Consider the following 14,624-nt stretch of genomic DNA (forward strand, 5'->3'; position numbering starts at 1 on the left):
TTGTGGCACTGAACACGAGCGCGATGAGAACGCTGCAAAAAATATAAACAAAGTCGGGATAGGGCATTGCCACGACTCGCTTCAGGGCGCAGAGACAGAGTAAGACGACTTTGGTTGCGTCAGTCAGTGAAGTGTCAAGAATCACCGCACTTTTAGGGCGGTGAGTATGTCAACTATCTCCGCTACATTCTGGATGAAATTGAAGGCGGTACTTATAATGATGTGAATTTAAACGATTTGCCAGCGGGTTTGGAGGAATATTATCACAAACACTGGGGACAGATGATTGGTCAGTGCGTTTAATGGCTGTGCTTTTGCGCCTGATGGGGTGACAGTTTTAGCGGGGGATGATTCGGGCGGGGTGCATTTCCTGTGTTTGGAGGGAGGGAGTTGGAAACCGGGCGGTTGGAAACCGCCAGAAAGTCAAACGATGTCCACTCCAAGCGGACGAAGAGGGTATTCACCAGATATGAAAAATCATCGGGTGAAATCTTCAACCCGCGCAGGCGCGTGAGTGTCTTTGTAGACGCGGTTTTAACCGCCGGGGTTTTTGGGTTTCAACTCGACAGGATAGCTTCCTCAGTTTCAATCCCTAAAGACCGGCCGCACAAACTGCCGCTCCAACTAACCCTACATTGTCATCCAAAACCAATCGCACCGGAATCATTTCTAACAGTGAATCCATCCGACCTTTATGGGTAAAAGCTCGCATAAAACCGCCTTCTAAAATCAGCGGCAAAATCTTAGCAGCAATACCGCCGGCTACATACAAACCGCCGTAAGGTAAAAGTGAAACAGCCATATTTCCCGCCACCGCCCCGTAAGCTTCTACAAACATTTGCATTGTTTGTTCCGAAAGCCGATCGCACTTTTTGAGTGCCGCCTGAGCAATTGTCGCCCCCGGATCGACAGTCTTCTCGCTTTTACCAATTTCTGACTCCCATTTGGCGATCGCAGCCCCTACCTCCGCAGATTCAGCAGCAAACTTGCGATCGCGCAAAAACTGGTAAATTGAAACAATCCCCTGTCCCGAAACTACACGCTCGATCGATATTCGGGGAATATCATGTTTTGCTAACAAATATTTCAGCAAATCAAATTCCAACTCCGAGCGAGGTGCAAAATCAGCGTGTCCCCCTTCCGAAGAAAAAACCCTAATACCATTTGCTTCGGGAATTGCAAAACAATTTCCCAAACCAGTACCCGCACCAATCACAGCAATTGGATCGTTTTGGCAGGGTTTTCCAACTTGCAAAACGTGCAAATCTCGATCGTCCAAACCCCACACGCCGTAACCAACCGCAACAAAATCATTAATTAAACTAACGCGGGATATTCCTAAATCCTGTTCCAAGCGCTTCGCATCCAGTCGCCAAGGTAAATTAGTCAATTTTGCAGTGTTGTTGACTACCGGGCCCGCGATCGCAAAACAAGCTTTTTCAGGCTCAGGTACAAAATCCAGTTTTGCAGCAGCCTCCGTCAAAAACTGCCGCACAATCGGCACTAAATCGGGAAACTCGCCGCTCGGATAGCGAAACTCGTAAAGAGCATTCATTTCACCCTTAACAGTCCTTTCCACCAAGCGCAAAATCGTCTTAGTCCCGCCAATATCGCCCGCTAACAATAATGCCATAAACCTCCTATTTCAATCAAAGATGGGGGAGCATCTGTGTTTTGCATAATTATAGTGCGAGCGTCCCCGCTCGCACTCTAGCAATCCTAAATCATTATCAAGACTATAGCAGTCCGTTCATTAGTGTAATTCTTGTAGGGGCAACCCCCCGTGGTTGCCCTCTTTACTTCCGATCGCATTCCCCATTTAACTAGACAGGCGGGAATTCCCCCCACCATAGCGGTACTCCGCTTGGTGGTGGGATGAAAGACGAGCGAAGCGACGATCTATCGCCTATCCCACGAAACTCGACATCTTGATGATCGAGGGAAATGGGATAGGCGTGACCAGACGAGCAAATTCCTGGGATTTTCCGGCGTATCCTTGGTACCATATTATCAGAGATGTCGATCGCCAATAATGTATCAAGCCTATAAATTCAGAATCTATCCTACTGCCCAACAGCAAACGTACTTTGCGGGTGCTTTCGGCTGTTGTCGTTGGTTTTGGAATTATAGTTTGAATCTGTGTCAGCAAACCTACAAAGATACTGGCAAAGGGCTGAGTAGAAGTGCGATTCAAGGATTACTCCCAAATCTAAAAAAGGAATATCCTTGGTTGAAAAATGCTTATTCTCAATCACTTCAAGTAGTCGCATTGAACCTGTCTACTGCTTATAAAAATTTCTTTGATAAACGTGGCGGTTTTCCTAGCTTCAAGTCGAAGCATGGAAAACAATCTATTAGTTATCCTCAGAATGTTAAAGTAGGTGATAACTCGATCAAATTGCCGATAATCGGTGAAGTGCATTGCATAATTCATCGAACACTCGATGGCCAGGTTAAAACTGTTACTATTTCCCAAAATACTGATGGTAAACACTATGCTTCGATCTTGGTTGATGATGGACGAGAGACACCGGAAAAAGATGCTAACGGCAAAGCTATCGGCTTAGATGTTGGGTTAATTGACTTTGTTGTAACCAGTGATGGCAGCAAGTATGCAAACCCTAAGCATCTCAGGAAACACAGTCGCAATCTCAAGCGTAAGCAGCAAAAACTAAGTCGCAAACAGAAAGGGAGCAATACTAGGCATAAGGCTAAAAGATTAGTAGCCAGAGTTCATTCGAGAATCAAAAGAGTCCGGGTCGATTTTCTGCACAAGCTATCCCGCAAGATAGTAGACGAAAACCAAGTTATTGCAGTAGAAAATCTAAATGTCAAAGGTATGGTGCGTAACCATTGTCTAGCTAAAGCGATTAGCGATGCTGGATGGGGGATGTTTGGGACAATGCTCAAGTACAAAGCAGAAAAAAGTGGAAAAACCTATGTAGAGGTTGACCGATTTTTCCCTAGCTCTAAGACTTGTAATAATTGTCTTCACAAAGTATCAGAAATGCCTTTGAACCTGCGTTATTGGGATTGCCCTAAGTGTCACAGCCGTAATGATAGAGATATCAATGCCTCGAAAAATATTAGGGATGAAGCCTTGCGGTTTTTGGCATTAGGAACGAGTGCTGCAGCCAGTGGAGGGAGTGTAAGTCAACCTGGAAAGATTTCGGTCTTGATAGATGCGATTCCCCTTGAAACTGGAAGCCCCCGTCATAGCGGTACTCCGCTTGACGGTGGGTAGTTCACACACCCACAGTATTAATTGCCAACCAAGCCCGCAGCACCTCAGCCACAGTCCAAGCTTGAGCAGTGCAGCCCCTAGGCGAGTGAGGAGCGTCGCCCTCAAAAATCTCGCTGAGACTTCCAACACCTGCGCTTTTTATATGATGTGCCATCGGTGCTAGGAATTCGCGAGCTTGTGCTGGGTCTTTGTATACGTGCAAGTGAGCCAAGACAAAGGGGCCCATCAGCCAGCCCCAAACCGTGCCTTGGTGGTAGGCGCTATCGCGCTGCAATTGGTCGCCTGTATAGACTCCAAAATACTGCGGGTGCTGCGGTGAGAGGCTTCGCAGGCCGTGGGAAGTCAGAAGCCCTTGAGCGCAAGCGTCCACTACGCAGCGCCGCTGGATTGGTGTGAGTAACGGTGTATAGCGGGGAGTTTCCTTGCCCCGCACCCCCGGTAACAAAGAGGTGGCGGAGCGAGGCGGAATCGAGTCTAGGGGCAGGGAAACGGCGAATATTTGGTTTGGCCGCAGCGAGCTGTCGTTGCCGTCCGGGCCGTCTAAAACGTCGTAGCAGTAACTGGTTGAGTCGTTCCAGAAGCGGGTGAATCCGGCGCTGGTGCGATCGCCCAACCGATCGTATTCGTGGTGAGACTTGCCCAATCTGCGAGCAAAACTTGCCATAGCTTGCAGGGCGTTGTACCAAAGGGCGCTGAGTTCGATCGGCTTACCAATCCGAGGAGTCACCACCCAATCGCCGATTTTCGCATCCATCCAAGTTAGTTGCACGCCGGTTTCGCCCGCGTAGACTAAACCGTCATCGGGATCGACGCGGATGTTATACCGAGTTCCCCGAATGTGCCACTCCACAATCTCACATAGTGTCGGCCAGAGTTCGGTCAAAAGTTCGTCGTCTCCGGTGCAGTCGCAGTAAGCGCGAATTGCCTCAAAGTACCACAGTGTCGCGTCTGCGGTGTTGTATTCCGGTGCGCCGCCGGCATCCGGGAAGCGGTTCGGGAGCATTCCCCGATCGACATACCGCGCAAAAGTCCGCAAAATCGATCGGGCAATGTCCCACCGCCCGGTACAGATTGTGAGGCCGGGCAGGGCGATCGTGGTATCGCGCCCCCAGTCGCTAAACCAGGGATATCCGGCGATAATCGTTTTACCTTCGGGTTCCTCCGGTAGCGGGCGGTTGACGATAAATTGGTCTGCTGCTAGCACTAGGCGATCGATCCAGTCGGGAGATTCTCTGGCGGGCGAGAAGTTTTGCAGCAATTGTCGATCGTAAGTGCGACGCATTTCTAAAGCTTTAGCGCCGTTGAGTTCGGGATTTTTCTCGGTACTGGCTATCAATGTGACAGAGTTTCCCGGTGCGATGGTCAAGTGAAAAGTCGCCGCGTGCAAGTGATCCTCGCAATACTCCAATCCGCGCCGTTTTTCAGCGGCGAGGTCAAATCCGTAGTACCAATTGTATAAAGGAGCCGAGACTCGGAATTGAGCCTCTGGTTCGGCATCTGTCAGCAGATAAAGCGGTGCGGCTCCTTCAAAAGCCGTGACGCAAACCCCATCTGTCAAGGTTTCTAGCCTCCCGGGCCAGTCGCTAGCCCTTGTTGTGTGGTGGTAGTCGCGGTAGTTGACTAGGGCTTTGACAGCGAGGGATACTGGCTTTGAGGCGCGGTGCAAATGGTATTGAATATATGTTGTGTTAGCACCTTGCTGCATCCAAATCCGCTTGGACAAAATAGCGTCGCCGAGGGCAAACCTCCAAACAGGGGTAGTTTCTTCGAGGTAGAAGCTTTCGATTAAGTTGTAGCCGTGGGGTTCGATCGCACTGTCGGCCCAGCGGTTTGTATAAAGCGGATAAGGGCGATCGGCATACACCGCCGTCTCGTCGAGCTTGGCGAGCATCAAAGTGCGTGCCAGCGGGGGTTTGAGGGCGGCTACCAGCAGCCCGTGATAGCGCCTAGTGAGCAGATTGGCGATCGTCCCGCTAGCGTAACCGCCGATCCCGTTTGTTACCAACCACTCGCGAGACTCCGCCGAGTCAAGATTGCAGCAAATTTCCCGTCCAAAATCAATAACCATAAAACAACACTCGCGCTAATTTGTAATCTATCTTTAGGTATATTTAAAACCAATTGTTAACAACAAATATTAACCATTGCAGGCTGCTATTGGGCGATCGGCGCTAGGAGCAGATTCATGCTTTAATTTAAACATAACCAACCGCTACTTTTACTTTTTCCCAGTCGCAATTCTAGCCTTTAATGGCTCTGTCTAAAGTTAGTTGTTTGTTATTTTAAGCCATATTACCCTCTAAATAGACATCCAACAGTCACGGCAAAGCATTTGATACCGCCCCTAGGGATATCGCACCACCAACCTATTTTATAAGGAGAACAACTAAAAGTGAAGATAGGAGCCAATTACCTCGGCAACAATCAATGTGAATTTACAGTTTGGGCCCCCACAATCAAACAAATATCCCTCCAAATCATTTCGCCAAACAAACGCCAAATCCCCATGCAGCAATCCGCAGAAGGTTACTGGCAAACCACAGCTACAGACATCCAACCAGGAACCCTTTACACTTACAAACTCGAAGAAAAAACCGATCTACCAGACCCAGCCTCAAAATATCAACCCCAAGGAGTCCACGCCCCATCCCAAGTAATAGATGAAAACTCCTTTACTTGGACAGATACAAATTGGCAAGGCGTGCCGCTATCCGAAATGATTATCTACGAACTGCACGTAGGTACATTCACCCAAACCGGAACCTTTGCAGCCATAATTCCCCAACTCAAACAACTTCAAGAACTCGGAATCAACGCCATCGAAATCATGCCAGTCGCCCAATTCCCAGGCGACAGAAACTGGGGATACGACGGCGTATATCCCTACGCCGTCCAAAACTCCTACGGCGGCCCCGAAGAGTTCAAAAAACTCATCAATGCCTGCCACGAACACGGCATATTAGTAATTCTCGATGTCGTTTACAACCACCTAGGCCCCGAAGGAAACTACCTCCCCGAATTCGGCCCCTACTTCACATCAAAATACCGACCTATTTGGGGAGAAGCCCTCAACTTCGACGACGCTTACAGCGATGGAGTCCGCAATTACTTTGTTGAAAACGCCCTCTACTGGTTTCGAGACTATCACATCGACGCTTTGAGACTAGACGCAATTCAAGCAATATTTGAAGTGAGTGCCAGACCGTTTTTGCAACAACTATCCGATGCCACAGCGGATTTTTCCGAAGAGGTAGGAAGGAAAATTTATTTAATCGCAGAAAGTGACTTAAACGATGTCCGCACTACACGCCCCAAAGAACTAGGTGGCATGGGATTAGATGCCCAGTGGTGCGACGATTTCCACCACGCACTCCACGCCTTGCTTACCGGAGAAAATGACCGATATTACCAAGACTTCGGCAAGTGCGAACATTTAGAAAAATCCTTCAAAGAAAGCTTTGTTTACTCAGGCCAGTACGCCCCCCACAGAAAGCGAAAACACGGCAGTTCTGTCAAAGATGAACCGGGCGAAAAATTTGTAGTATTTTCCCAAACCCACGACCAAATCGGCAACCGCATTTTGGGAGACAGACTGTCGCAAATAGTTGACTTTGAAGCACTGAAACTCGCAGCAGGTACGGTTTTTATTTCTCCTTATATTCCCTTCTTATTTATGGGAGAAGAATACGCAGAAACAGCACCGTTTTTGTACTTTGTTTCTCACTCAGAACCTGACTTAATTGAAGCTATTCGCAAAGACAAACAACAAGAATTTAAGATTTTTGAAGGTCGAGGCGAGTTTCAAGACCCCCAGAGTCCTGAAAGCTTCCAAAAGTGCAAATTAAACTGGGAAAAACAAACAGAAGGAAAGCACAAAGTCCTCTGGGAATGGCACCAACACTTGATTCAACTGCGGCGGACAATACCGGCCCTTAAAAAACTCGACAAAAACAATCTAGAAGTGTCCAGCATTGAAGCCGATCAAATATTGTTTCTACGTCGCTGGACAGATGACAGCGATATCTACTGCATTTTAAACTTCAACAAGCAAGAGGTCGCTTTTACTGCTGCACTTCCCGCAGGCAAAGGTCACAAAATTTTAGACTCTACTGATGTAAAATGGATGGGTTCGGGTTCTAGCTTGCCTGACAATATCGAATCAGAGCAAGAATTGATTGTTAAACCGCAGAGTTTCGCACTCTACGAATTAGTGAAATAGTAGGTTGGTTTGGGCGATCGCTCATTGATGTCAAAAACCCAATCAAACTTAGTATCAGTCTACTATTTGATGTCTTAGTTTTCGCGATCGCCCCGTAATGAGGGCGGCACGCACCATCCACCGCCCCGTAATTAAGGCAGGCAAGCACCATCCACCGCCCCTACTTGTCATTATCCACATTTTTGATTTTTCGTTTACCGACTAGCCAGCCTTCGGTTAAAACAAACTAAAAAAACCAGAAACTGGGTTAGTTTTAACCGACTTACACGCATTAGTCAGGGAATTAATTCCCTGGCGGCTCGCAGCGGATTGAGGATTTCACCAGATATGGGTAATGACAAATAGTTGTTAGGCTATTGTCGAGCCGAATGCGCTACCGCTAAACCAAACCCACTATTTCTAATTTTAAACAAAAAACCCGACCAACTAATTAAATAGGACTCAAATTAACATAATGAGAATTCCCACAGCAACTTATCGGATTCAATTTCATGGAGGTTTTAAATTTGAAGCCGCCAAACAAATTGTGAGTTATTTGGAAGAATTAGGCATTACCGACCTTTACGCATCACCGATATTTAAAGCCAGAAAAGGCAGCACTCACGGCTACGATGTCGTTGACTCAAATCTGCTCAATCCCGAATTGGGAAACTCAGAAGATTTTGAATCGCTCACCTACGAAATCAAGCAGCGAAAAATGGGATGGCTGCAAGATATTGTCCCGAACCACATGGCCTACGACACTCAAAACTTGCTACTGTCAGACGTATTAGAAAACGGCCCGGATTCCGACTATTTCGATTACTTCGATATTGAATGGAATCACGCTTACGAAAATCTCAAGGGTCGAGTTTTGGCTCCGCTGCTGGGCAATTTTTATGGAGAGTGTCTGGAAAATGGCGAGATTCAACTTCAATACAGGGAAAAAGGGCTGACTATCAATTACTACGATTTGAAATTGCCCGTCAAAATTGACTCTTACGGTAAGTTTATTACTCATGATTTAGGGCATTTAGGCAGGGAATTAGGCAGGCGACATCCAGATTTTATCAAACTTTTAGGAATTATTTACCTAATCAAAAATACCTCTTCCGAAGTTAAAGGTAAGGCGCGATACGATCAGGTAGCTTTTGTCAAAGGATTGCTGTGGGAACTCTACAATCAAAATCCCGTAGTGCATGAATTTATCGATAAAAACATTAAGGTTTTTAACGGAGAAAAACGCAATGCTGAAAGCTTTAATTTGCTGGACGATTTGCTTTCCGATCAGTTTTACCGCCTATCTTTCTGGAAAGTGGGAGCTGAAGAAATTAACTATCGCAGGTTTTTTACGGTCAACGAACTGATGTCGGTAAAAGTTGAAGAAATTAAAGTTTTCCACAAAAACCATGCTCTGATATTCGAGATGGTTGAAGAGGGAAAGTTTACCGGATTAAGAATCGACCACATCGACGGACTCTACGATCCAACGGAATATTTGAAACGGCTGCGGGAAAGAGTCGGAGATACTTACACTACTGTCGAAAAAATTCTGGAACACGAAGAAGATTTGCCGCCATATTGGCCGATCGAGGGGACGAGCGGCTACGATTTCTTGAATTATGTAAACGGCGTTTTTTGTCGGTGCGATCGCGAAGAGCAATTTAGCGAAATCTATCATAGATTTACTCGACTGACCGTTCCCTACGAACAGTTGTTTTTAGAGAAAAAAGGGCTCATAGTTGAGAAAAATTTGGCGGGAGATGTTGACAATCTGGCTCAACTTTTGAAAAATATTTCCGGTCACTCCAGACAGGGAAATGACTTTACTCGTTCCGGTTTGGAAAAAGCACTGTCAGCAGTTTTAACAGTTTTTCCGGTGTACCGAACTTACATAAATCAAGAGGGTTTGCGAGAGTCCGATCGCACTTACGTAAAATATGCGATCGCCCATGCGAAAGAACTGGTACCGCGACTCCTCAAAGAACTTAAATTTATCGAAACGCTGCTGTTGCTGGAAGAAGAAGAAACTCTCACAGTCGAACAAAAAGAGGAGCGACGCCACTTTGTGATGAAACTCCAGCAATTGACAGGCCCTTTGATGGCGAAAGGAGTTGAAGACACGCTTTTATACGTCTACTACCGGCTTTTATCGCTCAACGAAGTAGGAGGAAACCCCAGTCAGTTCGGTGTTTCGCTGGCAGATTTTCACGACTTCAACAAACAGCAGCAAATAGCTTGGCCGCACAAAATGAATGCTACAGCTACCCACGATACCAAACGGGGCGAAGATGTGCGAGCCAGAATTAACGTTTTGTCAGAAATTCCCGAAGAATGGGAACAGCAAGTCAAGTCGTGGAGAGAGCTAAATTCTTCTAAGAAAATTAACTTTGTGAATCGAATGGTTCCCGATACTAACGACGAATACTTCTTGTACCAAACTATTCTCGGCAGTTTTCCCTTTGAAGGAATTGAAAACACCGATTATGTCGATCGCCTCAAAGATTATGCAATCAAAGCCGTCCGCGAAGCTAAAGTTTATACGGCTTGGCTGAGAGCCGACAACGACTACGAAACAGGTTTTATGACATTTATCGAGAGCGTTCTCGAAAATTCAGAAAACAATCAATTTTTGAAGAATTTTCTGCCTTTCTGGAAAAAAGTAGCTGATTACGGAATTTTCAATTCTTTATCTCAAACGGTGCTAAAAATCACCGCTCCTGGTGTTCCCGACATTTATCAAGGAACGGAATTCTGGGATTTAAGCCACGTCGATCCGGACAACCGCCGTCCGGTTGATTTTGACCGCAGAATTCAAGTTTTGCAGGAAATTAAACAGCAAGCTAAGACAGATATTTTGCAACTGGTAGAAGATTTGATTGCGACGCGGGAAGATGCTAGAATCAAGCTGTTTTTGACGGCAAGATTGCTAGAAGCGAGAAAAGAATACTTGGAAGTGTTTAAGTCGGGCGACTATCAATCATTGCAAGTAGTTGGCACGTTTAAGGATAATGTGGTTGCCTTTGCGCGAAGCTTTGGAGATACTACAGTTATTGTCGTTGCTCCTCGGTTTTTGACGGGAGTTGTCAAACCGGCAGAAATACCGATCGGCAAACAAGTCTGGAAAGATACTAATCTGGTATTGTCCGAGCAAATGCCGTCGGTTTGGAAGGATGCGATTACCAACCAGCCAGTAGAAAGTAACGGTACGCTGGAAATTGGTGATGCTCTTGGTTATTTTCCCGCAGCTTTGCTGATTAGTCAGTAGTCAGTAGTCAGTAGTTAGTGGTCAGTAGTTAGTAGTCAGTAGTCAGTAGTCATTGGTCAGTAGTCATTTTGCCCCCCGACCGAAGTCGAAGGGTAGTTAGTAGTCATATCGTGTGCGATCGATTGATAACGATCAAATCAATACGGTTCACTTAACATATTTATGCCCCGGAGATCCCCCTCGCATCCCCCTTAAAAAGGGGAGTAGGGGGGACTTTGAGGGGATTCTTGTTCCCCCCTTTTTAAGGGGTGTGCCAGGGAGATCGTCTTAAGTAAACCGTATTGACGATCAAATTGGTTCGTAGTGCGGACTAAAGTCCGTACTACGAGCCATTTTTGTTAGGGTAATCGACTGGACGTGGTATCATATCAAATGCGGTAGCATTGGAATTATATAGTGCGAGTTTCCCTGCTCGCGAAGTCGATCGCTCTTCGGGGAAGCTCGCACTATCAATGATTAAAATATATAATTTCGATGCTATCGGAAACGATATCAGTAGGCGAAGACGAACTGGTTTTTTGTAGTGGCAAAACGATACATGACAGGGATATTAATGCGGCGGCGAGCAATATCAGAGATGAAGGTTTACAACTTTTGGCAGGAGGGCATCTCGCTACCGTTTCTGGAGAAAAAGTCAGACCAAGTAAAGGCACTGCTTTTGCAAGGTGTTTTTATTTGAAGGAAGAATGCCCGTGCGTGATAGCTGGGGAGTTGTAAAATATATAAGACGGCAAATACAACACAACATATACGGTTTGCCACAATGCCACTAGCGATCGCACGCCGTACATTAGGAAGAGTAAACAAAAGCAGTCAGCAACTGTAGCGGTGCAAGCCTCACGGATGCAACCGTCCCTCAACAGGTTCGGTAAATACCCCTTCATCGCAAGGTCTACCGCCCGCAGTATAGAGATCAGCACCCTATCGAAGACTGTATTAAAGCAGGACTCACTACCCGTAAACCGCGAGGTAATATCGCAGTCCTGAATAACCAGACTATCGCAAAGATAGAAAACCAAAATTTTGTAGAGATTGGAGCCGGAACACCCCTATGGGAAAAGTAGTTGGAATTGACTTAGGTACCACAAACTCCTGCGTCGCAGTTATGGAAGGCGGCAAACCCACCGTCATAGCCAACGCCGAAGGGGGTCGTACCACACCTTCGGTAGTAGCATACGCTAAAAACGGCGACCAGCTTGTCGGACAAATCGCCAAGCGCCAAGCCGTGATGAACCCCGAAAACACCTTTTACTCAGTAAAACGGTTTATCGGACGCAGAAATGAGGAAGTAGCCAACGAAACCACGGAAGTTTCGTATCAAGTGCTCAACGTCGGCGGTAACGTCAAACTCGACTGTCCCGCCCGCGGCAAACAATTTGCTCCCGAAGAAATTTCCGCGCAAGTTTTGCGGAAACTCGTAGAAGATGCCAGCAAATACCTCGGCGAAACTGTTACCCAAGCGGTAATTACAGTGCCCGCCTACTTCAACGATTCCCAGCGCCAAGCTACTAAAGACGCTGGCAAAATTGCCGGGATAGAAGTTCTGCGGATTATTAACGAACCTACAGCAGCAGCTTTAGCTTACGGATTAGATAAAAAAAGCAACGAAACCATCCTGGTATTTGACTTGGGCGGCGGTACTTTCGACGTATCGATTCTCGAAGTCGGCGATGGCGTATTTGAAGTGCTCGCAACGAGTGGAGACACTCACCTCGGCGGTGACGACTTCGACAAAAAAATCGTCGATTTCATTGCTAATGACTTCCAAAAAGCCGAAGGAATTGACCTCCGCAAAGACAAGCAAGCACTGCAACGCCTGACGGAAGCTGCAGAAAAAGCCAAGATTGAACTGTCGAGTGTTACTCAAGCAGAAATCAACTTGCCGTTTATTACTGCCACTCAAGACGGGCCAAAACACTTGGACACGACTTTGACGCGGGCCAAGTTTGAAGAACTCTGTTCCGATTTGATCGATCGCTCTCGCATTCCCGTAGAAAACGCAATCCGCGACGCGAAATTAGACAAATCTGCAATTAATGAAGTTGTCTTGGTCGGCGGTTCTACGCGGATTCCTGCGGTGCAAGAACTGGTCAAAAAAATCCTCGGCAAAGACCCCAACCAAACAGTAAACCCGGACGAAGTGGTTGCTGTAGGTGCAGCAATTCAAGCCGGCGTGCTCTCCGGTGAAGTCAAAGACATCTTGTTGCTCGACGTTACCCCGCTGTCTCTGGGTGTCGAAACCTTGGGCGGCGTGATGACCAAAATCATTCCTCGCAACACCACAATTCCTACTAAGAAGTCGGAAACTTTCTCGACTGCTGTAGATGGCCAAACAAACGTGGAAATTCACGTTTTGCAAGGCGAACGCGAAATGTCGGTTGACAACAAAGGTTTGGGAACTTTCCGCTTAGATGGAGTTCCGCCGGCTCCCCGTGGCGTACCGCAAATTGAAGTTACTTTCGATATCGACGCTAACGGTATTTTGAATGTAGCTGCCAAGGATAAAGGTACTGGCAAGGAACAATCGATTAGCATTACCGGTGCTTCTACATTGCCCAGCAATGAAGTCGAGAAGATGGTGAAGGAAGCCGAAGCAAATGCGACTGCTGATAAGGAACGTCGCGAAAAGATCGATCGCAAAAACCAAGGCGACTCTTTAGCCTATCAAATTGAGAAACAGTTGGCAGAATTGGGCGATAAAGTCCCAGATGCTGACAAGACTAAAGTTGAAGGGTTGATTAAAGACTTGCGGGAGGCGATCGCCAAAGAAGACGACACAGCCATCAACACACTGACAACCGAGTTGCAGCAAGCGTTCTACGCTGTCAGCAGCAACCTGTACCAGCAAGCTGACGGTTCCACTGGCGGCCCGACTGGCGGCCCGACTGGCGGCCCGACTGACGGCGGTGACGACGTGATTGATGCCGACTTCACTGAAGGCAACAAATAGACATTTCCCATAATTCCTGTGTAGCAGGCTGGAAAAGTCTGCTATTTACAGGCTGGTGAGGATTCGTCTAATTCAGAACAAGTGCGATCGGGCTTTCCCGATTAAACTGAGAACAGACAGCTAAAAGCCAGAAACCCGGTTTTGAAGAAAAACCGGGTTTTTTGGGTGATGAATTACCCACAAATCGGCTTTTCCCACAAAAACCGGATTTCTGAGGCTGAGACGATCCTGACATCTTGCACCATTTTCAATCAGCCCTAGGGGCAGGTTAGCTAAGGGAATTAAACCTGCATATAGGTGAAATAAACCCGCCCCACCCCAGCAGATAACCCTTGATTGACATTGCTGCAAGATATCAGATGTTCCCGACAATAAACTTCAGACTGGTTGAATAAATATCCTACACTAGCTATCAGATCGCAACCAGGAGTAAATTAAATGTCTCGTCCTCCCCTACAAAACTCTGCTGCAAATAGCCCAAATAAATCCCAGACTGCATCCTTGCGACGACTCCGCCAAATCAGCCACTTACTAGATAATGCAATTCCCATTCCCGGCACCCGTTATCGCATCGGACTCGATCCGATATTGGGACTGATACCGGGTGGTGGCGATTTAGTTGGTTCGATTTTTGCAGGCTATGTTGTCTTCAAATCCGCTCAAATGGGAGTGCCGCAAGAAACTTTAATAAAAATGGCAGCTAACATTGTATTTGATACAGTTGCCGGTACAGTACCTGTTGCTGGAGACTTGCTTGATGTTGCTTGGAAAGCGAATGTCAAAAATATAGAATTGCTGGACGCTCATTTAGGTTCCCCAGAACCCAGTAAAAAAGCCGATTGGTTATTTGTGGCGGCTTTACTGTTAGGTTTGATGTTAATTATGGGAGGCATGATTTTCTTGAGTGTCATGCTTTTTGGGTGGCTATTTCAAGTATTTACTGGACGGTAATATGAGATTTTAG

Annotated in this window: 9 protein-coding genes; 6 read left to right on the top strand and 3 right to left on the bottom strand. The window is 46.7% G+C overall.

Annotation, left to right across the window (positions count from 1 at the left end; genetic code table 11):
- Positions 1-592: 592 nt before the first annotated feature.
- The gene (locus QUA01_RS25715) at positions 593-1,633 is read right to left on the bottom strand and encodes a glucokinase (protein WP_333093357.1); all 1,041 of its coding nucleotides are present in this window, start codon (positions 1,631-1,633) and stop codon (positions 593-595) included.
- Positions 1,634-2,032: 399 nt separating this feature from the next.
- Here QUA01_RS25715 and QUA01_RS25720 point away from each other — a divergent pair, with 399 nt between their 5' ends.
- On the top strand, positions 2,033-3,244 hold the full coding sequence (locus tag QUA01_RS25720) for an RNA-guided endonuclease InsQ/TnpB family protein (RefSeq protein WP_333093356.1): 1,212 nt from the start codon (positions 2,033-2,035) through the stop codon (positions 3,242-3,244).
- 1 nt (position 3,245) lies between these two features.
- On the opposite strand, the gene QUA01_RS25725 is transcribed toward QUA01_RS25720, so the two are convergent.
- Positions 3,246-5,312, bottom strand: a complete 2,067-nt coding sequence (locus tag QUA01_RS25725; RefSeq protein ID WP_333093355.1) for an amylo-alpha-1,6-glucosidase — start codon at positions 5,310-5,312, stop codon at positions 3,246-3,248.
- Between the two features lie 324 nt (positions 5,313-5,636).
- Here QUA01_RS25725 and treZ point away from each other — a divergent pair, with 324 nt between their 5' ends.
- Complete coding sequence (gene treZ / locus QUA01_RS25730) at positions 5,637-7,463, top strand: malto-oligosyltrehalose trehalohydrolase (protein WP_333093353.1); 1,827 nt, start codon at positions 5,637-5,639, stop codon at positions 7,461-7,463.
- 54 nt (positions 7,464-7,517) lie between these two features.
- Here the strand turns inward: treZ and QUA01_RS25735 are convergent, their stop codons facing one another.
- The gene (locus tag QUA01_RS25735) at positions 7,518-7,643 is read right to left on the bottom strand and encodes a hypothetical protein (protein ID WP_333093352.1); all 126 of its coding nucleotides are present in this window, start codon (positions 7,641-7,643) and stop codon (positions 7,518-7,520) included.
- 274 nt (positions 7,644-7,917) lie between these two features.
- Between QUA01_RS25735 and treY the strand changes: the two genes are divergently transcribed.
- The 4 genes from treY (at position 7,918) to QUA01_RS25755 (ending at position 14,611) form a co-directional block, all read left to right on the top strand.
- Complete coding sequence (gene treY, locus QUA01_RS25740; protein ID WP_333093351.1) at positions 7,918-10,710, top strand: malto-oligosyltrehalose synthase; 2,793 nt, start codon at positions 7,918-7,920, stop codon at positions 10,708-10,710.
- Positions 10,711-11,184: 474 nt separating this feature from the next.
- Entirely contained in the window at positions 11,185-11,427 is a 243-nt protein-coding gene (locus QUA01_RS25745) for a hypothetical protein (protein ID WP_333093350.1), read from the top strand.
- A 334-nt stretch (positions 11,428-11,761) separates the two neighbouring features.
- Positions 11,762-13,660 carry a molecular chaperone DnaK gene (dnaK, locus tag QUA01_RS25750; RefSeq protein WP_333093349.1) on the top strand — a complete coding sequence of 633 codons (1,899 nt, stop codon included), beginning with the start codon at positions 11,762-11,764 and terminating at the stop codon, positions 13,658-13,660.
- A gap of 438 nt (positions 13,661-14,098) precedes the next feature.
- Positions 14,099-14,611 carry a DUF4112 domain-containing protein gene (locus QUA01_RS25755; RefSeq protein ID WP_333093348.1) on the top strand — a complete coding sequence of 171 codons (513 nt, stop codon included), beginning with the start codon at positions 14,099-14,101 and terminating at the stop codon, positions 14,609-14,611.
- Positions 14,612-14,624 lie beyond the last annotated feature (13 nt).

Source organism: Microcoleus sp. S36a_B3 (assembly GCF_036700745.1).
GTDB lineage: Bacteria > Cyanobacteriota > Cyanobacteriia > Cyanobacteriales > Microcoleaceae > Microcoleus.

Coding starts and splice junctions, on each gene's coding strand:
- dnaK (WP_333093349.1), top strand. CDS start 11,762: ATGGGAAAAGTAGTTGGAATTGACTTAGGTACCACAAACTCCTGCGTC.
- QUA01_RS25725 (WP_333093355.1), bottom strand. CDS start 5,312: ATGGTTATTGATTTTGGACGGGAAATTTGCTGCAATCTTGACTCGGCG.
- treY (WP_333093351.1), top strand. CDS start 7,918: ATGAGAATTCCCACAGCAACTTATCGGATTCAATTTCATGGAGGTTTT.
- QUA01_RS25745 (WP_333093350.1), top strand. CDS start 11,185: ATGCTATCGGAAACGATATCAGTAGGCGAAGACGAACTGGTTTTTTGT.
- QUA01_RS25720 (WP_333093356.1), top strand. CDS start 2,033: ATGTATCAAGCCTATAAATTCAGAATCTATCCTACTGCCCAACAGCAA.
- QUA01_RS25755 (WP_333093348.1), top strand. CDS start 14,099: ATGTCTCGTCCTCCCCTACAAAACTCTGCTGCAAATAGCCCAAATAAA.
- QUA01_RS25715 (WP_333093357.1), bottom strand. CDS start 1,633: ATGGCATTATTGTTAGCGGGCGATATTGGCGGGACTAAGACGATTTTG.
- QUA01_RS25735 (WP_333093352.1), bottom strand. CDS start 7,643: ATGTGGATAATGACAAGTAGGGGCGGTGGATGGTGCTTGCCTGCCTTA.